A 24,070-nucleotide genomic window follows, 5' to 3' on the forward strand; every position below is an offset into this window, starting at 1 on the left:
ATGGGGAAATGCTGCTGGCGACGGCGCTCGGTTTGGCGATGCAACAAATGGATTTGGAAACCATGACCGTGAAGTTGGAGGGCCACTTGGCGGAATACAAGATGGTCAAGCTTCCGGGAGGGGAATTCAACTATCGCAAAGAAGTCGCGCGTTTGAAACCCTTTTGGATCGGGACGACCGAGGTCACCTGGGATCTCTACGACATCTTTGCCTACCGCCTGGATCTGAGCCAAGAAGAGGCCGTGAAGGAAGAGGTCATCAAAAGCCGCCCCAGCAAGCCCTATGGCGAGCCGGACCGCGGGTACGGGCACCAGGGGTATCCGGCCATCGGGGTGCATGTTCTGGCCGCCGAAGCGTTCTGCCAGTGGTTGAGCGCAAAGACAGGTAAAAAATTCCGGTTGCCGACCGAAGCCGAATGGGAATATGCGGCCATGGCGGGCAACCCGAATTTGCCAGATCCGCTGGACGGCTATGCCTGGACTTGGGATAACGCCGATGACAAAACCCACCCCTGCGGTTCGCTGAAGCCGAATGCCTTTGGGCTGTTCGACATGCTTGGAAACGCCAGCGAGTGGGTCACTCTCGCGGACGGGAAATCAACGACAAAAGGCGGTCACTTTTACAACAAGCCGAAGTCGTTTGCGTACACCATGGCCGAGGATTACCGGGCGGATTGGCAGATGCGTGACGCCCACACCCCCAAAAGCCGATGGTGGCTGAGCGACGGCGAATTCGTCGGGTTCCGCGTGGTCTGCGAACCCTGACGGCAGTTGACCAGAGAATTGGGCGGCGAGTTGGTACAAAGCCCAAACAAGGCAATTGACGGTTATGCCTTTCGAAAGGTGATCGTGGCCCGGGTGCCCTGTCCGGGGCTGCTTTGAATCGTAAACTTTCCCCCGTGGGCGCCCACGATGGATTCGACGATGCTAAGGCCGAGCCCAGTGCCGCCCGCGGATTGGGTGCGAGCAGAATCGACCCGGTAGAACCGCTGGGTGACTTTTGAAAGGTGCTCGGGTGGAATGCCTTCGCCAGTATCGGACACGGAGGTCTCGACAACCCCATCCACTTCTTCGACCGACACCTTGACCGTGCCGTCGGGTGGGGTGTGGCGGGCCGCATTGGTGAGGAGGTTGACCAGGGCGCGCTCTAACATCTGGGGATTGGCCAAAACCTTTTTGTCTTTGATTTCCAGTTTCAGGCGCGGGTCGCGGTCGAGCCCTGCGATTTGGACTGCGTTCGCGATGGCGGCCGTGAGCGAGGTGGATTCAAGGGCGGGGTTTTCTTTGAGGTTTTCGGTCCGGGCCAAAGTCAACATCTGATCGACTAGTGCGGCCATGTGGTCGGTTGCGGCTTGGATCGTTTGGAATCGGGCCCGGGAATCCGGGTCGACCGTTTGGTCTTCTTCGGCGGCGCTTGTCACGATCTTGATCCGGGTGAGCGGGGTCCGGAGTTCGTGGCTGGCATCCGCAGTGAACTGCTTTTGGGCTTTCAGCACCTCTTCCTTTTGAGTGAACGACGTCTGCAGCCGGGAGACCATCCCATTGAACTCCTCGGCTAGCTGGGCAAACTCGTCGTCGCCTTTGGTGGAGATCCTTTGGCTGAGGTCGTTGGCGCTGATCATATGGGCGGCCGCCGTGAGTTCTTCGACCGGCTTGAGCGCGCGCCTGGTCAGGAATGCCGCGCCCAGCGATGCCAACAGGATGGTGGCAGGGGCGAGGATGCCGAAGACGACCAGTTGGGACGACTGGAGGGCCCGGAGAGGTGCCAGGTCGGCCGCGACTTGGACGGCCCCGACAACCTGGCCCCCGTTGCGGAGCGGAACCGAAAGCACCCTCACTTGGCGGCCCTGGAACTCTGCTTCGGAATAGATTGGCTTGCCCGCCATCGCCTTCTTCGCGGCCGGGGCATCCCACGGCTCCTTGATGCTGGGATCGAGGACAGACTGCCCTTGGCGGTTGACAAACCTTGGTCGCCGGATGGTGATGAGTTCGATCGAGCCTTCATCGAGACCTTCGGGGATGGGCATTTGCCGGAACCGTTCAAATGGGCCGCGCCGGAACCCAGGTTGCCCCGGTTGCCCCAATTGCCCCGGTTGGATGGGCTGGCCTATCCCTTGCGGGTCGCCCATGCCGGTCGCCCCCGGTTGGTTCTGATTCGGCGGACCGCGAAATTCTTGCGCGATCTGCCCGGCCCGGATGCTGAGTTCGCCGTCGATGGACTGCAACACCAGCCGTTGGGAGGCGAAAGCCATCAAGCCTCCCAAGGCAAGCATCGCCAACGCCAAGGTGGCGACGTTCCACAGGGTCAGGCGGGTTTTGAAACTGGCAGACATAGCCGTCAATCGGGGGGCCGCAGGACGTATCCGACGCCATGGACAGTGTGGATCAATGCCGGGGCTCCGGGCGGGTCGACCTTTTTCCGGAGCGATGAAACGTGGAAGTTGACGGTGTTTGGCAAGGTGTCGAGATTGTTCCAGACCCGTTCCAAAATGGCATCGCGGGTGAGGACTTGCCCGGACCGGCGCGCCAGGGCTTCTAGCAAGGTGAATTCTCTTTTTGTCAGGTTCAGGTCTTGGCCCGCCCGCGAGGCCGTGTGGTGCAGGGGGTCGATGGTCAGGTCGGCTATTTCGATGAGTTTGCCTTTGAGCTGGGTGTCCCGGCGAGTGATGGCGCGCAACCGGGCCGTGAGTTCTTGGAATGCAAACGGCTTGACAAGGTAGTCGTCGGCCCCGGCGTCGAGCCCGGCGACCCGGTCTTCTATGGCATCTTTGGCCGTCAGCATCAAGATCGGGGTTGGGTTTCCGCCGGCCCTAATCGCCCGGCAGACTTCAAGTCCGCTAGGGGCGGGGATCATGATGTCGAGCACGATGGCGGCATAGGCGTTTTCGCCGACCAATCGGAGGGCCGTTTCACCATCCCGGGCGACATCGGGGGTGTTTCCGGCTTTGCGGAGGGCGCGTTCGAGTTCGCTCGCGATGACGAGGTCGTCTTCCACGATCAGGATGCGCATCCTGCTATTTTGGGCAACAGCTGTTTGCAAGTTGTGAGGAAAGGCGGTGACTCACGCCAAGTACTCGAGGAGCACGTCGTGGCCAAGGTAGAAGTGGCCGCTATATTCCCCCGCTTTGAACCACATGAGGGCGGGGGGAACTCCGGGATAGAGGAAATCCACAACCGCTTGCGCTTCGGCGGCCGTCAAAGCCGATCCATCGCATCGCACCACGATGAGGTGCAGCAGGTCTTCTTCACCTTCGAACTGGTACCGGTACCCCGCCACGGTGCCTCCGTACGGGTTGGGTTCGATGCCGACGCTGAGCAAAGCGAATTCATCTGACGGCCTGGAGACCCCGGGGTCGAAATCGGGCAGCTTGATCGTGACTCCGGCCTTGATGTCTTGCAAGATGCGGGCGATGACGGCGTTGCGCCATTCCGATTCAGCGGGGCTCGTTTGCACCACACATGATTCTACAACCCATTTTCGTGCCCTATCGGGCTAAACTATGCGGACTATGGCGAAGCACGGCTTGACCCGGCGCGACTTTATGGCAGGGTCTGCGGCCTTGGGGGCCACGGCGATGATGCCCAACTTTGCATTTGCCGAGGCCAAAGAAACAATGAAAGTCGGATTGATCGGGTGCGGTGGTCGCGGGCGCGACGCCGCCATCAACTGCATCGACTCTAGCGAAGGGGTCGAGATCGTCGCAATCGGGGATGCGTTCGCCGACCACCTGCAACAGGGGGTCGACACTCTCAAACAGTATCGCCCCAAGAACCTGACGGCACCCAAAGAACAGTTGTTCGTCGGTCTTGACGCCTACGAAAAAGTGTTGCAGTGCGACGTGGATCTTGTGATCCTGACGACGCCGCCGGCCTTCCGGGCGCAGCACCTCACGGCCGCCATCAATGCCGGGAAGCACGTGTTTATGGAAAAACCGGTTGCCGTGGATGGCGAAGGGATCCTCCAAGTCTTCGACGCCGCCGATTTGGCCAAAAAGAAAGGTCTTGCGATTGTTGCGGGCACCCAGCGCCGTCACGAAGATTCCTACCGGGAAACGATGAAGCGCATCCACGATGGGGCCATTGGTGATGTGGTGAGCATGCGCGCCTATTGGAACCAAGGCGGTCTGTGGAACGTGAACCGGACGCCTGAGATGTCGGATCTGGAATGGCAGATGCGCAACTGGCTCTACTTCACCTGGCTCAGCGGAGACCACATCGTGGAGCAACACATCCACAACATCGACGTTTGTCTTTGGGCCTGCCAAAAAACGCCGCTTTCAGCGGTTGCCCTGGGCGGCCGCGAGGTGAGGACGTCGCCGGCATTCGGGCACATCTTCGACCACTTTGCCGTGGAATTCGACATGGGCGATGACGTCAAGATCCACAGCTATTGCCGCCAGCAAGACGGCACGGCCGGCAACGTGAGCGAGTTTGTGGTGGGCACAAAGGGCAAAAGCAACCCGAACGGGCGGATCATGGGTGAAAACGCTTACCGCTACGACGCGGAGAACAAAGAAAACCCCTACATGGTTGAACACCGCGACTTGATTGCCAGCATCCGGTCGGGCAACCCGCTCAACGAAGGGCGCCAAGTGGCCGAATCTGTTTTGGCCGCCATCATGGGCCGGCTTGCCGCCTACACTGGCCAAGTGGTGACCCGCGAACAGGCGTTGAAAACCAAGGGTTTGGTTCCCAAGGAATACCACTGGGACATGAGCCTGAGCGTGCCCGAACCGTGCCACCCGGGCCGGACAAAGATCGAAGACTTCATGTAAGGCCGCTCCGGCCTTGACGAGGGCGCAGCCCCCTCCCTTGCGAGGGGGCTCTTTTACCGGTTTTTGCAAGGGAACCGCTACCGGTTGCCGATTGTCTGTAATGGTCGGTCTATCCGGATTGCGCGGTTAAGCTCCTTAACAAATGAGGGAGGGTGGCACAAATCCTGCACTGGTAGACTGCTAACAAGATCATGTCGGAAGGAAAAGTTCTCGTTGCAGGTGCCGGTGGGTTCATCGGCGGACACCTGGTTGAATACCTCAAAAACAAAGGGGTTTCAAACATCGTCGCGGTCGATAAAAAGCCGTATTCGGAGTGGTACCAAGTCCACGATTACGCCGAAAACAAAGTGCTGGACCTGCAGTACTTGGATGCCTGCGAAAAATCGTTGGAAGGCGGGGTCACCACCGTTTACAACCTCGCCGCCGATATGGGCGGGATGGGGTTCATCGAAAACAACAAAGCCCTGTGCATGTTGAGCGTGCTCATCAACACGCACCTGTTGGAAGCGGCTCGGCACCAGGGCAAGGTCAACCGGTTCTTCTATGCCAGCTCGGCCTGTGTCTACAATGGCGAAAAGCAGCAAGACACCAACAACCCTGGCCTTAAGGAAGAAGATGCCTACCCCGCCCTGGCTGAAGACGGTTACGGCTGGGAAAAGCTGTTCAGCGAGCGCATGTGCCGGCACTTTATGGAAGATTTCGGGATCACGACCCGGGTTGCGCGTTTCCACAATGTCTATGGCCCCTTTGGCACCTACGATGGTGGCCGGGAAAAGGCACCGGCCGCCATGTGCCGCAAAGTGATCGCCGCCAAACTGAGCGGCAACCACGCCATGGAGATTTGGGGTGACGGCGAGCAAACCCGGAGCTTCATGTACATTGACGATTGCACGTACGGCATCGACCGAATCATGGATAGCCACATCGAGTACCCAATCAACCTGGGCAGCGACGAAATGGTATCCATCAACCAATTGGTTGACATCGTCGAAGAGATCGCCGGGATCAAGATGGAGCGAAGCTACAACCTTGATGCCCCCAAGGGCGTGCGAGGTCGCAGCAGCGATAACACCTTGATCAAGAAGGAACTGGACTGGGCGCCATCAATTGCGTTGAAAGACGGCATGGCAAAAACGTACGCCTGGATTTACGACCAGATGACGGCAAAGGCCGCGGTCTAACCGGATCGGTTCAAAGGACGGGTGGCACGCACATGAGGATTGTGATCCACGATTATGCGGGCCACCCGTTTCAGGTTCAACTGAGTCGATATTTGGCCGGATTGGGGCACGATGTGCTCCACATATATTCCTCCTCGATCAGCGGGACGCCCCAGGGGGCGCTCACCCGCCAGCCGGGCGACCCGGCTGGATTCGAGGCCCACGGCATCAGCCTGGGCTATACCATCGACAAGACGAAGTTCTTTCAGGTCTATTTTCAGGACGATGTGAAGCACGCCGCTCTGGCCGTGGAGCAGGTTGAGCGGTTCCAACCGGATGTGGTCATGGCGGCCAACACCCCTTTGAGGATCAATGCCGCGCTCCAGGAGCATTGTTGGCGGCACAATGCCAAGTTCGTTTTTTGGGTTCAAGATCTTTTTGGGGAAGCAGCCAAACGCATCCTGGCGGGCAAGTGGGGTGGCATGGGTTCGTTTGCCGGCGCCTACATGCAGGCGTTTGAACACCGGCTTCTCAAGAAGAGTGATGCCATCGTGCTGATCGCCGAAGCCTTCCGTGGACACATCCCCAAAGTGTCTTGCCCGGTAGAAGTGATCGAAAACTGGGCTCCTTTGGAAGAGATGCCGCTTCGGGATCGGGTGAATCCTTGGGGGGCCAAGCACGGATTGGCCGAAACGCGTAACTTCATCTATTCGGGAACCTTAGGGATGAAGCACAACCCTGACCTTTTGGTGGGGGTTGCAAAAGCGTTCCAGGAAGTTTCCGATGTGCGGATGGTGGTGATCTCTCAAGGCAAGGGGATGGAGTATCTGACCGCGGCTAAGGCCGAAATGGGTTTGGGCAACCTTGTTTTGTTGCCGTTCCAGGACTTTGCCGATTTGCCCGACGTGATGGCAACGGCCGACGTGTTGGTGGCGATTTTGGAGCCGGATGCCGGGGTTTTCAGTGTCCCCAGCAAGGTATTGAGCTACCTCTGCGCCGGGCGGGGGATCTTGTTGGCGGTGCCACCGGAAAACCTCGCCGCGCGGATCGTGGCGGAAAACGGGGCCGGCATGGTCGTGCCGCCGACGGATGTCCCAGCTTTTGTGGCAGCGGCGCGGGAGATGCTGGCCGGGGATCTTTCCGGCTATGGGTCTGCCGCCCGGGCCTATGCGGAGCGCACGTTCGACATCGATGCCATCGCGGCTCGGTTTTTGGATGTGTTTAGCCTGGCAGGGGTGAGGGTCTAAGCCCTTCAAATATGGCAAATTTTAGTTTGGATCAATTTGAGCATAGGTAAATCACGATATGAGCTATTTTAGAAACAGGTAAAAATACTGGCTACAAGCGTCTACAAAATGAGTAATAATATTTTTGGATTGGGAGATCCCGGTCGGCAATTGGCCTCGGAAGATTCCGAGGCCTTTTGTTTATGGAAAGACTTTCATCCCATATCCATCAGGTACGCCCGCTGGTGATTTTCGGAACTTCGAACTTACTGTTTGGTAGCTTCGACTTTGACTACTTGGATTAAGGTGTCTTGTGCCGATTGGAGTTGCGCACAAGTCAGCGATTTGAAGGCCGGTGGAATTACATTTTTTGTTCATGAAAGTAATGTCAAAATTGCACATTTGTTGATTCATGGCATTTTCGCCGTCACAGATGCGTCTAAATGCGAGCTCCAAGTCTTTATCTTCTTTTTGTCCACGATGCTCAACGATCAAAAATGTCTTCTTGTCAACTGCACTAAGGTCTTTAAGATGCATGGATAGTCGTTCCATGCAAAACTTTAAAGCAATTTCATAAGGGTTGTGCGGGGTACTGTACCGCTGTTTATGTTTGTTTTTGTCAATGACTGCTGCAATGAGCGTAAAATCTAGTGAGTCAACGGTTTTGTCCAAATCGCTAAGGAAAACTTCTCTCTTAGCACTGTCAAATAGGAAAGCGAATGGGCCTCGATTGCGCTTTATGTCGCTCGTGTGAAGAACGACGTTATCGTGGCCCCACCAACGAAACTTCAAGCGTTGAATAGCCGGTACTGCCGCATCAATATAGCTATCCTTATGAAAAATTACGAAGACAAGTACGAACACTGGGTACTGTGGATCTATCGATGCCATTCCGTGATCCCCACTCTCATCTACATAAACAATGTAGTCGCTAAAGATGTCACACTGACGGAAATTGGACTCCACAGGCAGTATTGTACGTTAAACCCTCGCTGTTTTCCACCTTCCGAGGTGCCACAACCAAATACAAGCCAACCCCTGGACCGCTTGGGTGATGGCCAAGGACGACCACGCCCCGGCAGACCCCATGCCAAGGCCCGGGAACGAAACAATCCCAAAGTTGACGGCCCCCAGGGCAAGGAATGCGGCCAATGGAACCCGGAGCGCCCACATGGCCAGCAGGGTCACCCAAAACGGGCGTTTGGTGTCGCCCGCCCCTTGCATGGCGCTCAGCAGCACCATGGCATAGCCGAAGAGGGTCTCTGTCGTGCAGACATGGCGGAGATAGCTTGCGGCTTGGGCGGCATATTCTGGCTTGCCCTGCAAGACGCTGTTGGCGATCGGATCCGCAAAAATGAAGATCCCGATTGCCGCCACGGTGCTGACGATTCCGGCCTGGTGGGCGGCCATCCAGCCGAGCCGGCTTGCCCGGTCGGGCCGGCCCATCCCCAGGGATTGCCCCACCAAGGCAGAAGCGGCGATGGCCAAGCCGAACGATGGCATGAACGCGAGGGCTTCGATGGAAAACCCGGGCCGGATCGCCCCGATAGCGAATTTGCCTTCTGGGATTTGGGTGAGGATCCCGGTGAAGGCCATCAGGGAGGTCACCCGCACCACCGACATCAACCCGGCGGGGGCTGCGAGGTTGAAAATGCGTTTGGCCCAGTCGACCGGCGGGGGCGTCAGCCGACCGATTTCTCCCAACTCCGTCCGTTTCACAAAGACCAGGTAGATCCCGGCGGAGATCCAGGCCGAAAGGGTGAGGGCCAGGGCCGCCCCGTTGAGTCCCAGCCCCGCACCGGGCACCGTCACCGGCCCAAATTGCCGAGGAGGGAAGATCAGCAGGTAGTTGAATGCGATGTGCATGCCGATCTGCATGCCCGAAATCACCATCGGCGATTTGGTGTCCCCAATCCCCCGGAGGGAGCCCGCCAAGGTTTGGATGACGAAACTCGGCAACAGGACAAAGCTGACGATCCGCAAATACTGGACCATGAGGTTTGCCGCGTGGGGGGCATCTTTGGGCACCAAGAAGTTGGCCGCCAGCCCCGATAAGGGGATTGCGGCGACCGTGAGAAGCAGACTGCAATAAATGGCAAAACTCAAGCACCGCTGGTGCGATTCGCGGTATTTGGCCGTGTTCCTTTCGCCAAACGCCCGGCTGACCATGGCGGTGGCGGCAACCCCAACGGCCATGGAGAGGCTGATGAGGAGGAAAAGGGTGGTGGTGGCCGAACCGATGGCGGTAAGGGCATCGCCTTCAAGATGGCTGACAAAGTAGCTGTCCAGCAGCGAATTGACGGTTTGGAGTGCGTTGAGCGCCACCGCCGGCCAGGCAAGCATCCACACGGTTCTTAGAGGGTGCTCTTCGGCTTGGTGCAGGTCGGGTGTCTCGTCGGTCTCCACAGGGGGTTTTGCAGAGTCTACGTTTTTGTCAGGATTTGTCCCGTGACTGTTGCGGGATTGTTAACCCAATCCGCCAGTTCTGACAGTATGATTGCGGGATGCGACACGAAATCCTTTTCCAGCCTGAGTTCGCCGTGGCCAAGATCATGCTCGAACCAGGCGAGGCGATCCGGGCAGAAAGCGGGGCCATGATGAGCATGACGGCAAACATGCACCTGGATTCCAGCATCACGGGCGGCCTGGGCAAAATGTTTGGGCGGATGCTGACCGGGGAATCGGCCTTTCAATCCACTTACACGGCTCAGAATGGCCCGGGTGAGGTCTTGCTGGCCCCAAGTCTTCCCGGAGACATTGCCGTGGTCGATGTCAGCCAGCGATCCATGATCGTAACCAGCGGGTGCTTTTTGGCCGGGGACGTGCGGCTCGACTTCAAAACCCAAACCAGCATGAAAGGGTTTTTTGGCGGGGAAGGCTTGTTCATGACAGAAATCAGTGGTCCGGGCCTGCTTTTGCTCAGCAGCTACGGGGCGATCTTGCCGATCGAGTTGGCCCCCGGCCAACCCTACATTGTGGATACCGGCCACTTGGTGGCGTTCCACTCGGGCATGGGTTACAACCTCCGCAAAGCCACGCGCAGCCTCCTTGGAACGGTCACCAGTGGGGAAGGGATCGTGGCAGAAATGGTCGGCCCGGGCACCGTGTACACGCAGACGCGGACTTTAAGCGCCTTGGTTGCCATGATGCCATCGCGGGGCTGATGCTCCGCAAGCCTTACACCACGCTCCGCCAAGCCGGGTTCATGGCCCCTGAGCCTTTGCCATCGCCGGTGGTTTTGGGGATTTTTGACATTGGCCAGGTTCCCGATGCGGAAATCTGGATGCGCCTGCTGGAACGGCAATTTCCGAATCTCGGCTGGCGGATCCTTAGTTTCGGAGTGGACTTGGAACTGGCCCTAGCCCCAAGCCGGTTCCGGCGGGTTGTCCCGGGTCGTGCTGATTGGGGTCAACCACGGGAGTTCGCATACTGCGTGTCCGGCGGGCTTTTGATGGCCGGCCCTCCCACTGAAGAAGCGTGGGAGGAATTCGAGGCGGCGGTCAGCCGCCTTGGACGAGCGAGTTAGCGATGGCCCGGGAACCGGCAGGCGGACTGAACGTGTAGTCCGTCCCGGCAAATTCGTTGCTGTCCACGGAGATGCTCCAGTCGTTCTTCAACGTCACTCCGCCACGGTTTGCCGATGTCCGACCGGTGATGTTGGTGAGGGAAAGGTATCCCGGGGGGTTTTCGGTGGCGTTGTAAGTCACAGATCGCGTGTTGGGCACCTGGGAGAGGAATTGGTATGTCTGGTTCGGCACTTCAGAAACGATTTGGCTAACCGGCATCCAAGGCAGCCATTTGTTCGCCGCATAGGCTTGGCCGTTCAGTGACGCCTCATAGGCCTGTTGTGCCGTTTGGACAAGGATTTGGTCTTCGCCCACGATCAGTTTGCTCAGGGTGCGGAATGTGGCGGTTGCCCGATCGGCGTAGGCCAATTGGTTATAGGTAAACGAGGAGTAGGAATTCCCGGCCACGGTGTAGTGCCAGATCCGGGCCCCATCCACCGCTGCCCGCCTGACAAGGCTGCCGTTCCGGTAAGTCCGGTATTCCATCCGGTAATCAAAGGCCCCGGGGTTGGGATCCAAATCCCGAACCACGAGGATCGAAACCAAGTTAGAAACGGTGCCGTTGTTGTCTTCGGTACCAGCCTTGTAGAGGGTGTAAACGGGTTGGTCGCCAAGGTTTTGCAGGGCGTTGCCCATCATGGATTTTGCCCCTGCCAAATCGGCCTGTGCAAATGGTGCGGCCAACGCCGCGCAAACCAGGAGAGTGCCCTTCTTCACGGCTGATTAGACGACGATTCCAGGGTCTAGGTTCCCGTCGGACGGTTTGCCCCGCGGTATCCTCATCGTCGACAACACGTTCCCATTGTTTGGGAGGGAAAAGCCAATGGCACAAGAAAAGTACGAAGATTCACACCTTTATAAGTTGCGGCATTCCGCTGCACACCTGATGGCCCAAGCCATCACGGAACTTTATCCCGGCTCCAAGCTGGCAATCGGCCCGCCGATCGAAAATGGTTTTTATTACGACATCGACTTTCCGGAGCCGATTAGCGAACATGATCTAGGCAAGATCGAACAGCGGATGCGCGAGTTGGCCAACCTGAACCAACCGATCATTAGGCAAGTTGCGCCCGACGTCGAATCCGCGCGGAAGGTGATTTTGGAAGAATGCACGCTGGGGCAAGGGGAAGAAACGGCCCTTTACAAACTCCAACTCCTGGACGCGATCCCTGCCGGGGAAGAGGTCAGTTTTTACGACCAACAGGCTGTGGACAAACAAGGCAAAACACGGCGGTTCATCGACCTTTGTCGTGGGCCGCATATTGAATCGACGGGGGCGATCAAGCATTTCAAACTCATGTCTTTGGCGGGTGCCTATTGGCGTGGCGACGTCAAAAACAAGCAGCTGACACGAATTTATGGCACGGCTTTCGAAACCAAAGAAGAGCTCGAACTCTATTTGCACAACCTGGAAGAAGCCAAAAAGCGCGATCACCGCAAACTCGGCCGGGAGCTTGGCTTGTTCATGTTCAGCGAAAAGGTGGGGCAAGGATTGCCGCTGTGGCTGCCCAAAGGAGCGATGCTACGCGATGTCCTCAGCGACTTCCTCAAAATGGAACAAGCCCGTCGCGGTTACCAAGGGGTGGTGACCCCGAACATCGCCAGCAAGCGGCTTTATGAGAAATCGGGGCACATTCTCACCTACCGCGAAAAGATGTTCCCGTTTATGGAAGATGAGGAGAAAGAGACATTCATCCTAAAGCCGATGAACTGTCCGTTCCACATTGAAATATATAGCTCTGCGCTAAGAAGTTATCGCGATCTGCCGGTTCGGCTTGCTGAATTCGGGACGGTTTACCGATATGAGCAGAGCGGCGAGCTTGCCGGAATGCTCAGGGTGCGCGGGTTCACACAGGATGACGCCCACTTGTTTGTCCGCCCGGATCAATTGCTCGACGAGTTCAAGGGCGTCGTCGATCTGATGATGGTCGTGTTGGCCAAGCTGGGATTGACCGACTACCGGGTGAGGGTTGGGACTCGCGACGTCGAAAATGCCAAATATGTCGGTCATGACGAAAACTGGCAACTGAGCGAAGCGGCCATCATGCAAGCGTGCGACGAACTCGGCTTAGAATATGAGGTTTCTCCGGGAGATGCCGCCTTTTATGGCCCAAAACTCGACCTGATTATCAAAGACGCTCTGGGCCGGGAGTGGCAGATGGGGACTGTGCAGGTGGATTACAACTTGCCAGAGCGGTTTGAGTTGGAATACATCGGCGAAGACAGCAAACCCCACCGGCCGATTATGATCCACCGGGCGCCGTTTGGCAGTTTGGAACGGATGATCGGGTTGTTGACGGAACAGTATGCCGGTGCGTTCCCATTTTGGCTGGCCCCAGTGCAAGTTGCCGTTTTGCCCATCGCCGACCGGCATGTCGGTTATGCCAAGCACATCGCCTCGCAGTTGCAAGGATATGCAAGCAAATTAGTGGCCGAAGGCGATCAAGTCCCGTTTGAACCGGCGGAAATCCCCTCGCCCGGGCTCCGGGTGGAGATTGATGCCAGCCGGCAAACCCTAGGAAAGAAAATTCGCGAGTCCCAGAGGCTCAAAATCCCCTACATGCTGATCATCGGCGACAATGATGCCGAAGCGGGCACGGTTGGGGTCCGGAACCGGGAAGAGGGTGACTTGGGGGCCATGGATTTGGGCACATTTGCGCGGCTTGCCGAAGAAAAACAGTAATCATTTCAAAGTCATGAGGGGATTGGGCGGGAATTGTGGAACAACCCTTGCAGGTTGACCTTATGCGTCGTCGTCGAGCCTTCACCCTTGTAGAAATCATGATCGTGGTGATGATCATTGGGATCATCCTGATGATTGCCGTCCCGAGCTGGATGCGGATCCGGGAAAAGACGCAGATCACCTCCTGCATGGAGAACCTTCGGGTGATCAACGAAGCCAAAGCCCACTGGGGCATGGAGAACAATATGGGCTCAAACGACACGCCGACCGAGGCCGACCTGGCACCGGTCTATCTGAAGAAGTACCCCAAGTGCCCTGGCAGCGGAACTTATACGATCGGCGACATTAGCACTGAGGCCAGTTGCAGCGTCCATGGGACGCGGTCGGTTCCGATCGGCACGCCTTAACGACTATTCGTGGCGGAGGCACTCAACCGGGTGCATCCGCGAGGCCTTAGCGGCGGGCGCGACCCCGAACAGAATCCCCAACCCCACTCCAGTTGCCAAAGTCATGGCGACTGTGCCCCCGGTCAGTAGCGGCTTGATGGAGGTTGTGGCCGCAATGGCGTAAATGGTGGCGGCACTAACCGCGAGCCCCATCAGGACTCCGGCAAGGCCGATGAGGGCGCTTTCAAGGAGGAACTGCCGGAAAATTGCACGACGGCTGGCCCCGACCGCGAGCCGGACTCCGATCTCCCTGGTTCGCTCGCCAACGGACATCAGCATGACCGTCATGATGCCGAGCCCACCGACGGCAAGGGCAATCGAAGTCAGCCCCACAACCAAAGTCCCCAAGATCCCCAACACATCAAAAACAAGCTTGAGCAAATCTTCTTGGGTCAGCACGGAAAACTGCGAATCCTGGAGCCGCCTCCCCAGAACCTGCTTGATTTTGGGAAGGAGCAATTTAGGATCCACACTGTTGTCGATCTGCACCATGATCCGGTCGATCTGGACATTTTGTTGGGTGGATTGGATGTAGGGGAGCGGGATATAGACGACATTGACCAAGCTGAATGCCGAGAACGGGCTGGATTCTGAGTGCTGGTCTTGGATGACGCCGACCACTCGGTAGGGCTCTCCGTTGACGGTGACGTTTTTGCCGACCGCCGACGAATTGGGAAAAAGCTCATCGGCGGCGATCGAACCGATCACGCAGAACCGGCCCTTGGCTTCTTGCGGAGTGAAGTACCGTCCTTCTTTGAGTTTGCCGGGTTGCATCCCCAGCCATTCCGGGGTTGCGGCGATGATGACTGGATAGGCTTCCAGCTTTTCCGCTTGGATTCCTCCGCCGGCAAAGCTGAGTTGGGCCACGTGCTTGACGCCATCCAAGCGGGCGATTTCGTCGGCTGATTGGGGGGTGAGGAACGATTTGCCGCCGATATTGGGGTTGAACGAACCGAGGTCTATCCGCCCTGGCACCACGATGAGCAGGTCGGCCCCCAGCCCATCGATTTGACCCGTGATGTCCTTTTGCACGCCAAGGCCGATGCTGACAAGGAGCAGAATGGCAATGGAGGCGACGGCAACCCCGACTGTGCTGAGTAACGATCCGCGGATGTTTTCGAACAGGGACTGGATCGCATCGCGGAAGGCCATTGGCGAAACGTTCCTACGTCCGGATGGGATGGGGAATCGGCACGCGGGTTACTTGATCGCCATATCTTTGGCAGTTGCGCCGGCCGCCTTGCGGCGTTCCATGGAGGCAGGGTTGGTATTTTTTGGTGTCTTCTTGACGATTTCGGCGTCGCCTTGCGTGGGTTGGGGCTCCGAATTGCAAGCGGCAAGGGCGAATCCGGCAAAGACCACCCCGGCGAGGAGGAAGAAGGGGAGTTTCATGGATTTCATTATATGGCCGGTTGGCTTAAAAAGAGAAAAGGGCCGGACGGAAGTCCGTCCGGCCCTTTCAGCTTAGCTCACGCCAAGCAGTTACTTGCCGTCTGATGGCGGAGGCTCGAGCGTCATCGGCTCAGAGCTTGCCTTGGTTCCGGCAGCGTCGCGTTGACCAGCGGCCGCAGGGGCTTCACCCTTGGGCATATCTTTGGTCACAGCGGCATCGCCTTCAGTCGGAGCGGGTTCCGAGGAACCGCACCCAGCGAGGAAAGCCGAGCAGGCGAAGATCGTTGCGATTCCGACCAGCCAGACGTTCCTCACGTTAGTACCACACCTCTTCGAACGGAGCGGTCGGGACGGTGCCGTCCCAGTCCGGGGTGAAGGAGTAGATGTGGCAGTAGTACTGGTCGTACCAGCCGCCACCCGGGCGGGCCGCGCTGTCGTAGCGGGTCCACGGGTCGTTGCGGAAGTCAGATGCGCCGTTCAGCGTCATGCCGAGCCGTTTGAACTTGGCGGAGCTGTCAGCGTAGACGTAGTTTTCACCGTTGCCAAAGACGTGGTGCGAACCGAATTGGCTTTGGCCGTTGGCACCACCGAAGATGATGACGACGGTCCATTGGCCGTTGGCGCTGCTACAGGTCGGCGTGGCCGGCACGTAGTTACACGTCAGGTTGGTGGCGGTGGCGCAGTAGAGGGCCGGGCTGGTGATGGTGGCACCCTTGAAGTTCAGGTTGCCCCAGTAGCTGTGCCACATCGGCGTGTTGCTCACGCGGTTGATGGCCGTGTTGCTGTAGCCGGCGAGGAGGCCGTTGTAGGTGTAGCCGACGGTTGCCGGTTCCTTCAAGAACGTACCGGTGTAGACGTTGCGGATTTGACCGTCGATAGCCGTCATTTGGTAGTTCTTGCGGTACGGGTTGGTGGCGTTGACCGGGGTGGCGTTCATGAACGACAGCCAAGCGGCGTTGGTGGAGCGGAGGTCGCCCGGAACGTCGTGGTAGTAGTTCAAGCACCAACCGGTTGCGCAGCCAGCATAGTAGCCGTAACCTTGCGGGAACAGGTCGTCGTAGTCGCTGAGGTAGATGACGGTCGCCGTCCCCATTTGCTTGATTTCAGCCAAGCTCTTCGCTTTCTTTGCAGCCACTTTGGCTTGAGCGAAAACGGGGAACAAGATGGCGGCCAGGATTGCGATGATGGCAATGACCACCAGCAGTTCAATCAATGTAAAGGCACGCTTCATAAGTTCTTCCTTCCTCCATGAAAGGTTCGTGGAGTTGAAGTGAGTATATGCCAAGGAACAGCCGGAATCCAAGGATTTTTTAGAATAGGGAACAGAAAATCCAGGTTCACCGCAGGTCTGGGCTAGGACCTTAGGAATTCAAGATAGGTCTTTAGACCTATTAGGAGAGTAGGCCGGCTCTCTGGGCAAAATCCAAGGCGTGCGGATTGACGATGAGGTCGCGTTCGTTAACCGGCCTGGTGAGGGAAAGCCCGGCCAAGGTGCGGCACCGGGACAGTGCAACATACACTTGGCCGTGGCTGAATGCGGGCCTGTCCAGGTCGATATGGATCCGGTCGAACGTGAGCCCCTGTGATTTGTGGATCGTCACCGCCCACGCCAGTTTGAGAGGGAGCTGAGTGAAACTGCCGATGGGTTCGGTCACGATTTGGTTCCGGAGCCGATCCCAGCCGTAGCGGCTCTTCTCCCAAACCTCAGGATTGACTTCTACGACGGCCCCTCCTTCATCGAGTTGGACTTGGGCGGAAAATTCGTCGGTCCCGACCACGGTTCCCAATGATCCGTTGACCCACTCTTTGCCATTTTTGACGAACATCACCCGGGCCCCAGGTTTCAGCCGCAAGTTTTCATCGGCTGGGAGTTCACGCCCAAAGTTGCCCTCGACCTTGGCGGGATAGTGCCTCTCGGGGTAGGGCAGTTCCATCAGGTGCCGGTTGTTGATTAGGTTGGCGCGGGCATTGGTAACGGTGAGGGTCAAGGTTGCTCCTTCGGCAGGTTCGCCGACCCTCTCGTTGATTAGATGGACTTCTTGCGGGTCGCCAGACCGGATTTGGTCAAGGATGTAGAGGAAATCCGGGTCGTTGGCTTGCCGATGGACTGTTTTGAGTTCGATGACGTCGATTCCGACATCTTTGACTACCCTGGAATCAAAGAAGAACGGGCTGTTGAAATGGTGGGCCAGGAATTCTTGTTCGGCCGGTCCCCCGACCACCGGTTCCAGTTGCCAGATGTCTCCAAAGGCCACGATCGGCACGCCGCCGAACGCGTATCCCGATTTCCGGTTCCGCATCAAGGAGAGGTGGATGGCGTCCATCAGGTCGGCGCGCACCATGCTCACCTCGTCCAAAAAGACCATTTGGAGGCTGTTGATGAGACGGCTTTTGGGTTGGCCGCCCCGGAACACAGGAATCTCGGCCGTTTCCGGATCCATGGGCCCCAGGGGAAAGTTGAAGAAGCTGTGGATGGTTTGGCCGCCGGCATTGAGGGCAGCGATGCCGGTCGGGGCTAGGGTGACGCCCTTGAGCTGGAGGTTGGCCCGGAGGTGCCGGAGCAGGGTGGATTTGCCGGTTCCCGCCCGCCCTGTGACAAAGACCAGCCTCCCACCGACGAGCGACCCTTCGATTTGGCGGTAGGCGGAAAGCTGTTCTTCTGAAAGTTGGATTTCTCCCGGGAGGATGGGGGACATCGGCTGGGCCAGGTTACTCGGTACCCGGGGTGTGGCCGCCTTGCTGGGCCAGCCATTTTTCGATGCGTTGGTCGTGGACAAACCAAATGATCGCCACAGCGACATAGACCGCCATTGCCAACCATTGGTTGTAGAACCCGATCGCGATCCCCAAGACGTAGAGGGTCAGGGACGCTTTTCCCTTCCAATCGTTGCCGACCGCCCGCTTCAGTTCAGAATCTGCCCCTTGTGAGCGGATGATGGTGTTTTGGAGCTTGAAATAGGCTAGGGCCGAGAGCAGGAGGTTGAAGCCATAAAGGGCCGAAGGGACTTTGGCGAATCCGTTTTCACCAAGCCACCCGGTTGTGAACGGCACCAGAGAGAGCCAAAACAGCAACCTCATGTTGGCCCACATGATCCTGCCATCGACCTGTTTGACGGCATGCATCATGTGGTGGTGGTTGTTCCAATAGATGGCCAGGTAGGCAAAGCTCAAGGTGTACGAGAGGAAGGTGGGCAACACCGGGGAGAGGGCCGCCCATGTTGCTTCGTGGGGGACTTTCATCTCGAGCACCATGATGGTGATGAGGATGGCCAAGACCCCGTCTGAAAAGGCTTCGAGGCGGTTGCGCGTCACTCCTTAATTGTGGCTTGCGGCTTACGCCACGTGCTTGCTGAAACGCGAAGTCGCCAGGGTTAACAGGCCGGCCGCCAAAAGTGTCGTGGCCAAAACAGAAGGCCACACCTCGCCAAACCCGGCCCCCCGGACGATCACACCGCGGAGGATCACCAACTCGTGGGTGAGGGGCAAGAAGTTGCTGACGATGCTGAAGAACCCGGGGAGGGTGTCGCGGGGGAACACAAACCCCGAAAGCAGAAAATTGGGAATGAGGGTGAACGTGCTGAGTTGCAAAGCTTGGGCTTGGGTTTGGGCTACGGCAGAGATAAAGAGCCCCAGGCTCAAGGAAGCGACGATGAACGGGATCGTCATTAGGACGAGCAGGGCAAAGTTGCCCGCCACGCGCATATCGAACAAGAGCCAACCCAATCCCATGATCAAAAACATCTCGACGATGGAGAGAAGAAAGAACGGAGCGACCTTGCCCAGCACCAACCCCATTTTGCCGATGGGGGAGACCATGAGCTGTTCAAACGAGCCCTGTTCCCGCTCGCGGACGATGCTGCCCGAAGTCAGCGATGTGAGCACGAGTTGCAGGATGAGCCCGATGATGCCGGGGATCATGAACACCGAGGTCTTGGATGTCGGGTTGAACAGCACGTTTGTGCGGGCCTCGACAAGGGGTTGGGCCGCTCCGCCCACCTGGAAAGCCGTCCGGGCAGGGCCGGAAACTTGGGAATCCGAACCGTCGAGCAGCACGCCGACCTGGGCGCTTTCATGGGCGGCGACTTTCCGCGCAAAGTCGGGCGGGATGATGACGGCAACCCGGGCGGTGTTCGCTTTGAGCATCGAAATCGCCTGTTCTTTGTTGTCGGCCCGGTAGTTGAAATCCAGGTATTGGGTGGCGTGGAGCTTGTCGACGTATTCCCTCGATTCGGCCGTCCGGTCGTAATCGACCAAAACGGTGCTGATGTGCCGGACATTGAGGTCGATGGCATACCCATACATGCAGACCTGAAAAATGGGCAAAACGACGGCGAGGATGAGGCTGCCCCGGTCGCGGATGAGGTGCTTGAACTCCTTGAGGGCAACGGGGAGGAATCCGCGGAATGTGTTCATTTTTGCGCTCGTTCGTAGTTCCGGGTCAAGGTAACGAAGACGTCTTCCAACGAAGGTTCGATCGGACGGGTATTGACCGGCCCGATTCCGGCCTTTTCCGCGACGGCGACGATGTCTTGGTCGCTGACCGATTCCGGTACCAAGAGGTGGATTTCGGACTCGACCAAGGTGGCGTCCAAAGCGAACTTTTGATTCCGGATGGCCGCGAGCCCGACGGCGGGGGTGGGCACGGCGAGGGCGACCCGTCTCGTCCCGGCGGGGGAAACTTCGGGAATTTGTTTAAGTTCTGGCGGCGAACCTCTCACCATCAGTTTTGAAAGATAGATGTACGCGATGTCGTCGCACCGTTCCGCCTCATCCATGTAGTGCGTTGTGACAAACAGAGTTTTGCCTTGGCCGGCGAGGTCAAAGAGCAGATCCCAAAGGTCTCGCCGCGCGACGGGGTCGATGCCCGCAGTGGGTTCGTCGAGGAAAATGAGCTGGGGTTCGTGGATCAGGGCGGCAGCGAGCGCAAGGCGTTGCTTCCACCCGCCCGAAAGTTGGCCGGCCCGGCGGTCGGTGTAGGGGCCGATCTGGGTGAGTTCGGTGACGGCGGCCTTCCGCTCTTTCAGCCGTTGGCCCCGGAGCCCGTAGACCCCTCCGAAAAACTCGAGGTTCTCGTCAACGGTCAGATCCTTGTAAAGGGAAAAGGCCTGCGACATGTAGCCGATGGTCTCCTTGATCTTTTCCGGCTCCTGGTTGACGTCGAAACCATTGACGACTGCGGTTCCCCTTGTGGGGGAGAGGAGTCCGGCCAGCATGCGGATGCAGGTGGATTTTCCCGACCCGTTGGGGCCCAGGAATCCGAAAATGCTCCCCTTTTTAACCTCGATGTTCAATTGATCCACCGCCGTGAACGTGCCGAACTGCTTGGTCAGACCTTCAGTCCTGATGGCACTATCGCTACTTGGCACGGAACTCCCGGACGGTGGCGGCCATGCCGGCTTTAACCCGAGGGTCGGGCTTTGCCAACCGCAGCCGGATGGCAAAAACCTGCTTCCCGCGCTCCTCGGCTGATTGCAAATTGGCTGGTGTGAATTCCCCTTGCGTTGCAATGGATTCGACTTCGGCCCGTACATCTCCCTCAATACCGTCGATGGTCAGGATGGCCGGGGTGCCGATTTGGATATCGGCAAGTTTGTTTTCTGGAACATAAACTCTGAGCCAGATATCTGAGGGGTCGCTGAACCGAACGACGGGAGTTCCAGCCGCGACCAACTCCCCTTCGGCAACCAGGTGCCGGTCGACAACGCCGTCCCTGGGGGCGACGACCGTCCGGTCCTCGATCTTTTCGGCCGAGGCCTTGGCGTTGAGTTCCGTGGCATGGGCGGCTGCCTTGGCCGCGGCAACCTCCTGGGGTCGCGATCCGTTTTTGAGGCTGGCGAGGATGGCTTGGGCTTGTCGCAGCCGGGCGCGGGCGGCCGCAATGTCTTCGGGCCGCGATCCTGATTGGAGGAGTTGGAGATTAGCTTCGGCAGTCCCAAGGTCGGCTTGGGCCTGACGGATCTGCTCTGGTCTGGTGCCGGCCGCCAAGGATTCATATTGTGCCTTGGCTTGTTCAAAACCCAGTCGGGATTGGGCCAGCTCCTCGGGCGGGGTTCGGAGGTTATCCAAGGCTTGGCGGGCTTGCTCCGCCTGGAGTGCGGCCGTTCTTGCCCGGGTGTGGTCGGCTTCGTTCTGGGCTCCCGAGATGACTCCCTTGTCGTAGAGTGCCTGGGATCGGTCGGCATCGCGTTGGGCTTGGTCGGCTTGGTTCTTTGCCGCATCATAGGCGGCTTGGGCTTGGTTCCGTTGCTCGGCAGTGGGACCCCTTTGAGCCGCTTCGTAAACGGCCTGGGCCCGGAGCATGGCGGCCCGGGCGGCTTCCAAATCCTGGGCTCGGGGGCCGTTCCGGAGTTCTTGTAGCCGGGCGGCGGCCCGGTTGCGGGCCTCTCGGGCGGCGGCGATTTCTTCCTTCCGGGGGCCGCGCTCCAAGGAGTTCAGAACCGCCTAGGCCTCGGCGACCACGGCTGTTTGTCGCGTGATTTCCTCGGGCCTCGGCCCGGCTTCGGTCAACGACGCTTGGGCCCGCGAGGAATCGGCTTGGGCTTCGGCGGCATCGGCTTGGGCTTGGTCTGGCCCGGCGTCGATGACGGCAATCGGCGTCCCTGCTTTAACGAACTGCCCTTCTTCAACGAGCCATGCCTTGACCCGTCCTCCGACCCGGGAGCTGAGGGTGGCAGGCTGGGCTTCCCAGACTCCAGAGAGGCTGGCGTGGTTGGCCGACCGAACCCGGTCCAGCCAGATCCCGCCCCCGGCGAGGGCGGCAATGACGACAAGGGGGATAAGGCGTTTGGGATTAAAGGCCATAGGCTGGGTTTTGGGTGGTCGGGCCCGATAGGGCAAGGAGGTTGGCCAGGAATTCTTCTTCACTCTCTGTTGAGGTCATCGGGCAGGCCATGATGCGCTCATAAACGTTGCGGAAGCGGAAAAATCCGTCCACGGCGGTCATGAGGATGACGACGTACTTGTCAGGCTCCAAGCCGGGTGGCGATTGGAACCGCTCGGGTTGCGAGCGGATGACCTCCCGCACCTTTTTGGCCCGTTTGGCAATTTCGGGGTTTGGCTCCCGGTTTTCGAGCGACATCCAGCCCATGAGCCGCACAAGGTCGGGGTTTTGCTGGAGGGTGTGGAACTTGGCCCTGACGAGATCGAGGATGGTGACGGAGGGGTCGCCGTCGATGATGGCCTGGGCAACCTGGTGGATCAACTGACCTTTGGCCTGGAAAACGCCATTCCAAAGCCCCTCCTTTGATTCGAAATGGTAGAGCACCAACGATTTTGGGACTCCGGCCGCCTGGGCGATGCGGTTGAGCGAGGTTGCGGCAAACCCGGATTCGGCAAAGAGCTTGGTTGCCGAATTGAGGATAGCCAACCGGGTGGCGGCCGGGTCGAGAGCGGGCTTTGTCCGTGTTGACCGCACGGTCAATAGTTTGACCGATCGGTCAAAACATGCCGGGACGTTTTCCCCGGCCCGGATTGTGCGTCTATGGGAGTGATGGCAATCTCGATTCTCGCCGCTTTCCTGTTTGCATGGAACGGGGAATCTGCCGAGATCGGCTCGGCAGCAGAGATTTCCCGGGCGGTTGCCCAAACCGGCGTCTTTGATGGCGGCGGGAAGTCTTACCGCACGGGAGGGAAACCCTTGCGAATCGAGGGCAAGAGCGGTCTCCTTTCCAATTTCACCGTTGACGGCGAGATATGGCTCGGTTCTGCGACGTTCACCCTGCAGAACGTGAAGGCGAGGGGCATCCGGCTCTCACGGGTTTCGGCGGCCAGGATCGAAGGGTGCGATCTCGAACTCCCGGGGGGCAGCCGGGGTCTGGAGGCTGGCCAAGGGGTCGGGATCTGGATTATCGGCAGCAGCAACGTCACTGTCAAGAACTGCTCTTTGACCGGATTCAGGATCGGGATCGAGGCGATGCCGGGGCACCCGTGGACGTTCAAAGACAAGGCACGCGCGCGGGGGATCGACAGCTGGTGGAAAGACGGTGACCAGTTTGTGGGAGGGGTCAACATCAACGGGGGGCTGGAAAGCCACAACAAGCCGTTGACGGTGGTCGGGAACGGGACGAATTCGGTGGTATTCCGCCTGCAAACCGGTGAGAAGACACAATATGGCCGCGTTCCGTACAAGTTAGATTATTTGCCCCTAACACAAAACGCTTGGTATGCAACTGGGATGCGGAGCGTCCGGTGCACAGCGGAAATGGGGAACGACGTGACGCTGGTTTCCCCCGATGTGTGGCAAAAGGGCAAGACGTACTACCTCTACACTTACAATCCGGCCGAGGACTTGCGGAACCTTCAGGTTTTGGGCAACCGGTTCACCGATTGCCGGGTGGCGGGTGTTTCGTTTTATTACACCGCTGGGTTCAATGTTTCGGAAAATTTTGTGACCGGCACCACGGATGATTACGCGATCGGTTTTGAACAGTGCCGCAACGGCCTTGTCGAGCGGAACCTTGCGGGCACGCGGGCCAGCGACCAGCGGATGACGATCGGGATGATCGGCCACCAGTTCCACCATGTCTTTGCCGGGAACGGCTTGAAAATCTCCATGCAGGCGAATTGGCGTCCGTTTGTGGATGTGGTGAACCGAACCGGGCCGATCGACTGCCTGCAAAAATCGCCCTGGCAAGAGCCAGGGGCGGTGCCGCCTGGCGGCTATTAAAACTTTGGCCCGGCCGAGAGGATTCGAACCTCCGACTTCTTCCTCCGGAGGGAAGCGCTCTATCCACTGAGCTACGGCCGGCCGGAGATAGATTGTAGCCGAATCTTGTGACATCACCAGGGGCTTTAGCTTTCGGTTGCCGGCCGTTTTCGAGTTCA

Annotated in this window: 26 protein-coding genes and 1 tRNA gene; 9 read left to right on the forward strand and 18 right to left on the reverse strand. The window is 58.4% G+C overall.

Annotation, left to right across the window (positions count from 1 at the left end; translation table 11 throughout):
• Positions 1-8: 8 nt before the first annotated feature.
• Positions 9-764, forward strand: a complete 756-nt coding sequence (locus JNM28_04360) for an SUMF1/EgtB/PvdO family nonheme iron enzyme (protein MBL8067660.1) — start codon at positions 9-11, stop codon at positions 762-764.
• 62 nt (positions 765-826) lie between these two features.
• Here JNM28_04360 and JNM28_04365 read toward each other — a convergent pair whose 3' ends face one another.
• Genes JNM28_04365 through JNM28_04375 form a run of 3 tightly spaced genes read right to left on the reverse strand, consistent with a single transcriptional unit; the run spans position 827 to position 3,453 of the window.
• Positions 827-2,332 (reverse strand): HAMP domain-containing protein, encoded by a 1,506-nt coding sequence (locus JNM28_04365; GenBank protein ID MBL8067661.1) that lies wholly within the window; start codon positions 2,330-2,332, stop codon positions 827-829.
• Between the two features lie 5 nt (positions 2,333-2,337).
• Positions 2,338-3,009 (reverse strand): response regulator transcription factor, encoded by a 672-nt coding sequence (locus JNM28_04370; protein ID MBL8067662.1) that lies wholly within the window; start codon positions 3,007-3,009, stop codon positions 2,338-2,340.
• 51 nt (positions 3,010-3,060) lie between these two features.
• A complete protein-coding gene (locus JNM28_04375; GenBank protein MBL8067663.1) occupies positions 3,061-3,453 on the reverse strand; it encodes a hypothetical protein in 393 nt (130 codons plus the stop codon).
• A gap of 55 nt (positions 3,454-3,508) precedes the next feature.
• On the opposite strand from JNM28_04375, the gene JNM28_04380 reads away from it, so the two are divergent.
• The 3 genes from JNM28_04380 (at position 3,509) to JNM28_04390 (ending at position 7,181) form a co-directional block, all read left to right on the forward strand.
• Positions 3,509-4,774 (forward strand): Gfo/Idh/MocA family oxidoreductase, encoded by a 1,266-nt coding sequence (locus JNM28_04380; protein ID MBL8067664.1) that lies wholly within the window; start codon positions 3,509-3,511, stop codon positions 4,772-4,774.
• A gap of 191 nt (positions 4,775-4,965) precedes the next feature.
• Positions 4,966-5,955, forward strand: a complete 990-nt coding sequence (locus tag JNM28_04385) for an NAD-dependent epimerase/dehydratase family protein (GenBank protein ID MBL8067665.1) — start codon at positions 4,966-4,968, stop codon at positions 5,953-5,955.
• 32 nt (positions 5,956-5,987) lie between these two features.
• A complete protein-coding gene (locus tag JNM28_04390; protein MBL8067666.1) occupies positions 5,988-7,181 on the forward strand; it encodes a glycosyltransferase family 4 protein in 1,194 nt (397 codons plus the stop codon).
• Between the two features lie 180 nt (positions 7,182-7,361).
• On the opposite strand, the gene JNM28_04395 is transcribed toward JNM28_04390, so the two are convergent.
• Both JNM28_04395 and JNM28_04400 read right to left on the reverse strand, forming a co-directional pair.
• The gene (locus tag JNM28_04395) at positions 7,362-8,051 is read right to left on the reverse strand and encodes a DUF3800 domain-containing protein (GenBank protein MBL8067667.1); all 690 of its coding nucleotides are present in this window, start codon (positions 8,049-8,051) and stop codon (positions 7,362-7,364) included.
• 90 nt (positions 8,052-8,141) lie between these two features.
• The gene (locus JNM28_04400; GenBank protein ID MBL8067668.1) at positions 8,142-9,566 is read right to left on the reverse strand and encodes an MATE family efflux transporter; all 1,425 of its coding nucleotides are present in this window, start codon (positions 9,564-9,566) and stop codon (positions 8,142-8,144) included.
• Positions 9,567-9,664: 98 nt separating this feature from the next.
• On the opposite strand from JNM28_04400, the gene JNM28_04405 reads away from it, so the two are divergent.
• Both JNM28_04405 and JNM28_04410 read left to right on the forward strand, forming a co-directional pair.
• Positions 9,665-10,324 carry a TIGR00266 family protein gene (locus JNM28_04405; GenBank protein MBL8067669.1) on the forward strand — a complete coding sequence of 220 codons (660 nt, stop codon included), beginning with the start codon at positions 9,665-9,667 and terminating at the stop codon, positions 10,322-10,324.
• On the forward strand, positions 10,324-10,686 hold the full coding sequence (locus JNM28_04410) for a hypothetical protein (GenBank protein ID MBL8067670.1): 363 nt from the start codon (positions 10,324-10,326) through the stop codon (positions 10,684-10,686). Before JNM28_04405 ends, JNM28_04410 begins: the two co-directional genes overlap by 1 nt.
• On the opposite strand, the gene JNM28_04415 is transcribed toward JNM28_04410, so the two are convergent.
• On the reverse strand, positions 10,661-11,443 hold the full coding sequence (locus JNM28_04415; protein MBL8067671.1) for a hypothetical protein: 783 nt from the start codon (positions 11,441-11,443) through the stop codon (positions 10,661-10,663). The genes JNM28_04410 and JNM28_04415 overlap by 26 nt on opposite strands.
• A gap of 106 nt (positions 11,444-11,549) precedes the next feature.
• On the opposite strand from JNM28_04415, the gene JNM28_04420 reads away from it, so the two are divergent.
• Positions 11,550-13,409, forward strand: a complete 1,860-nt coding sequence (locus JNM28_04420; GenBank protein MBL8067672.1) for a threonine--tRNA ligase — start codon at positions 11,550-11,552, stop codon at positions 13,407-13,409.
• A 62-nt stretch (positions 13,410-13,471) separates the two neighbouring features.
• Positions 13,472-13,816 (forward strand): prepilin-type N-terminal cleavage/methylation domain-containing protein, encoded by a 345-nt coding sequence (locus JNM28_04425; protein ID MBL8067673.1) that lies wholly within the window; start codon positions 13,472-13,474, stop codon positions 13,814-13,816.
• A 3-nt stretch (positions 13,817-13,819) separates the two neighbouring features.
• On the opposite strand, the gene JNM28_04430 is transcribed toward JNM28_04425, so the two are convergent.
• From JNM28_04430 to JNM28_04480, 11 genes are all read right to left on the reverse strand, one after another.
• On the reverse strand, positions 13,820-15,007 hold the full coding sequence (locus JNM28_04430; protein ID MBL8067674.1) for an ABC transporter permease: 1,188 nt from the start codon (positions 15,005-15,007) through the stop codon (positions 13,820-13,822).
• A gap of 48 nt (positions 15,008-15,055) precedes the next feature.
• The gene (locus JNM28_04435) at positions 15,056-15,247 is read right to left on the reverse strand and encodes a hypothetical protein (protein ID MBL8067675.1); all 192 of its coding nucleotides are present in this window, start codon (positions 15,245-15,247) and stop codon (positions 15,056-15,058) included.
• A 90-nt stretch (positions 15,248-15,337) separates the two neighbouring features.
• Complete coding sequence (locus JNM28_04440; protein MBL8067676.1) at positions 15,338-15,562, reverse strand: hypothetical protein; 225 nt, start codon at positions 15,560-15,562, stop codon at positions 15,338-15,340.
• Between the two features lies 1 nt (position 15,563).
• Entirely contained in the window at positions 15,564-16,478 is a 915-nt protein-coding gene (locus tag JNM28_04445; GenBank protein ID MBL8067677.1) for a prepilin-type N-terminal cleavage/methylation domain-containing protein, read from the reverse strand.
• 160 nt (positions 16,479-16,638) lie between these two features.
• Positions 16,639-17,943 carry an AAA family ATPase gene (locus tag JNM28_04450; protein MBL8067678.1) on the reverse strand — a complete coding sequence of 435 codons (1,305 nt, stop codon included), beginning with the start codon at positions 17,941-17,943 and terminating at the stop codon, positions 16,639-16,641.
• A gap of 13 nt (positions 17,944-17,956) precedes the next feature.
• The gene (locus JNM28_04455) at positions 17,957-18,559 is read right to left on the reverse strand and encodes a DUF1211 domain-containing protein (protein MBL8067679.1); all 603 of its coding nucleotides are present in this window, start codon (positions 18,557-18,559) and stop codon (positions 17,957-17,959) included.
• A 21-nt stretch (positions 18,560-18,580) separates the two neighbouring features.
• Entirely contained in the window at positions 18,581-19,660 is a 1,080-nt protein-coding gene (locus tag JNM28_04460) for an ABC transporter permease (protein MBL8067680.1), read from the reverse strand.
• Complete coding sequence (locus JNM28_04465; GenBank protein MBL8067681.1) at positions 19,657-20,613, reverse strand: ABC transporter ATP-binding protein; 957 nt, start codon at positions 20,611-20,613, stop codon at positions 19,657-19,659. The genes JNM28_04460 and JNM28_04465 overlap by 4 nt, the downstream gene beginning before the upstream one ends.
• Positions 20,603-21,673 (reverse strand): HlyD family efflux transporter periplasmic adaptor subunit, encoded by a 1,071-nt coding sequence (locus JNM28_04470; GenBank protein ID MBL8067682.1) that lies wholly within the window; start codon positions 21,671-21,673, stop codon positions 20,603-20,605. Before JNM28_04470 ends, JNM28_04465 begins: the two co-directional genes overlap by 11 nt.
• Positions 21,674-21,688: 15 nt before the next feature.
• Entirely contained in the window at positions 21,689-22,048 is a 360-nt protein-coding gene (locus JNM28_04475; protein MBL8067683.1) for a biotin/lipoyl-binding protein, read from the reverse strand.
• Complete coding sequence (locus JNM28_04480) at positions 22,038-22,661, reverse strand: TetR/AcrR family transcriptional regulator (GenBank protein MBL8067684.1); 624 nt, start codon at positions 22,659-22,661, stop codon at positions 22,038-22,040. Before JNM28_04480 ends, JNM28_04475 begins: the two co-directional genes overlap by 11 nt.
• Positions 22,662-22,736: 75 nt before the next feature.
• Here JNM28_04480 and JNM28_04485 point away from each other — a divergent pair, with 75 nt between their 5' ends.
• Positions 22,737-23,912 (forward strand): hypothetical protein, encoded by a 1,176-nt coding sequence (locus JNM28_04485; GenBank protein MBL8067685.1) that lies wholly within the window; start codon positions 22,737-22,739, stop codon positions 23,910-23,912.
• A 5-nt stretch (positions 23,913-23,917) separates the two neighbouring features.
• Here the strand turns inward: JNM28_04485 and JNM28_04490 are convergent.
• Positions 23,918-23,993 (reverse strand) — tRNA-Arg (locus tag JNM28_04490).
• Between the last annotated feature and the right edge of the window lie 77 nt (positions 23,994-24,070).

The sequence above is a fragment of the Armatimonadota bacterium genome, assembly GCA_016789105.1.
Classification (GTDB): domain Bacteria; phylum Armatimonadota; class Fimbriimonadia; order Fimbriimonadales; family Fimbriimonadaceae; genus UphvI-Ar2.

Excerpts from the sequence above, each read along its gene's own strand:
- JNM28_04360 (MBL8067660.1), top strand. The coding sequence starts at position 9 with ATGCTGCTGGCGACGGCGCTCGGTTTGGCGATGCAACAAATGGATTTG.
- JNM28_04365 (MBL8067661.1), bottom strand. The coding sequence starts at position 2,332 with ATGTCTGCCAGTTTCAAAACCCGCCTGACCCTGTGGAACGTCGCCACC.
- JNM28_04370 (MBL8067662.1), bottom strand. The coding sequence starts at position 3,009 with ATGCGCATCCTGATCGTGGAAGACGACCTCGTCATCGCGAGCGAACTC.
- JNM28_04380 (MBL8067664.1), top strand. The coding sequence starts at position 3,509 with ATGGCGAAGCACGGCTTGACCCGGCGCGACTTTATGGCAGGGTCTGCG.
- JNM28_04385 (MBL8067665.1), top strand. The coding sequence starts at position 4,966 with ATGTCGGAAGGAAAAGTTCTCGTTGCAGGTGCCGGTGGGTTCATCGGC.
- JNM28_04390 (MBL8067666.1), top strand. The coding sequence starts at position 5,988 with ATGAGGATTGTGATCCACGATTATGCGGGCCACCCGTTTCAGGTTCAA.
- JNM28_04395 (MBL8067667.1), bottom strand. The coding sequence starts at position 8,051 with ATGGCATCGATAGATCCACAGTACCCAGTGTTCGTACTTGTCTTCGTA.
- JNM28_04405 (MBL8067669.1), top strand. The coding sequence starts at position 9,665 with ATGCGACACGAAATCCTTTTCCAGCCTGAGTTCGCCGTGGCCAAGATC.
- JNM28_04410 (MBL8067670.1), top strand. The coding sequence starts at position 10,324 with ATGCTCCGCAAGCCTTACACCACGCTCCGCCAAGCCGGGTTCATGGCC.
- JNM28_04420 (MBL8067672.1), top strand. The coding sequence starts at position 11,550 with ATGGCACAAGAAAAGTACGAAGATTCACACCTTTATAAGTTGCGGCAT.
- JNM28_04425 (MBL8067673.1), top strand. The coding sequence starts at position 13,472 with ATGCGTCGTCGTCGAGCCTTCACCCTTGTAGAAATCATGATCGTGGTG.
- JNM28_04430 (MBL8067674.1), bottom strand. The coding sequence starts at position 15,007 with ATGGCCTTCCGCGATGCGATCCAGTCCCTGTTCGAAAACATCCGCGGA.
- JNM28_04435 (MBL8067675.1), bottom strand. The coding sequence starts at position 15,247 with ATGAAACTCCCCTTCTTCCTCCTCGCCGGGGTGGTCTTTGCCGGATTC.
- JNM28_04445 (MBL8067677.1), bottom strand. The coding sequence starts at position 16,478 with ATGAAGCGTGCCTTTACATTGATTGAACTGCTGGTGGTCATTGCCATC.
- JNM28_04450 (MBL8067678.1), bottom strand. The coding sequence starts at position 17,943 with ATGTCCCCCATCCTCCCGGGAGAAATCCAACTTTCAGAAGAACAGCTT.
- JNM28_04460 (MBL8067680.1), bottom strand. The coding sequence starts at position 19,660 with ATGAACACATTCCGCGGATTCCTCCCCGTTGCCCTCAAGGAGTTCAAG.
- JNM28_04475 (MBL8067683.1), bottom strand. The coding sequence starts at position 22,048 with ATGGCCTTTAATCCCAAACGCCTTATCCCCCTTGTCGTCATTGCCGCC.
- JNM28_04485 (MBL8067685.1), top strand. The coding sequence starts at position 22,737 with ATGGCAATCTCGATTCTCGCCGCTTTCCTGTTTGCATGGAACGGGGAA.